The sequence below is a fragment of the Bradyrhizobium sp. NBAIM08 genome (assembly GCF_020193935.1).
GTDB lineage: Bacteria > Pseudomonadota > Alphaproteobacteria > Rhizobiales > Xanthobacteraceae > Bradyrhizobium > Bradyrhizobium yuanmingense.
In genome coordinates this window covers 1-389 of record NZ_JADYVR010001224.1, presented here as the reverse complement: position 1 = coordinate 389, position 389 = coordinate 1, and the positions used below count along the sequence as shown (strand labels likewise).

The window sequence follows — 389 nt, the reverse complement described above, 5'->3', positions numbered from 1 at the left end:
GTGCTGGAAAACGTCGTGATCGATCCGGCTACAGGCGCGCTCGATCTCGATGACGGCCGGCACACCGAGAACACGCGGGCCTGCTACCCGCTGGACTTCATTCCCAACGCCTCGATGTCGGGCATCGCCGACACGCCGCAGAACATTGTCATGCTGACGGCCGACGCCTTCGGTGTGCTGCCGCCGATCTCGCGTCTCAGCCCCGAGCAGGCGATGTACCACTTCCTGTCGGGCTACACCGCGCGGGTCGCCGGCACCGAGAAGGGTGTCACCGAACCGCAGGCCACCTTCTCGACCTGCTTCGGCGCGCCGTTCATGCCGCGTCATCCCACGGTCTATGCCAAGATGCTGGGCGAGAAGATGGCGCGCCAGCATGTGAAATGCTGGCC

Annotated in this window: 1 protein-coding gene; it reads left to right on the top strand. The window is 65.3% G+C overall.

Annotation, left to right across the window (positions count from 1 at the left end):
* A partial coding sequence (locus tag I6F37_RS44250) for a phosphoenolpyruvate carboxykinase (ATP) (protein WP_225155023.1) occupies positions 1-389 on the top strand: 389 nt, incomplete at both ends.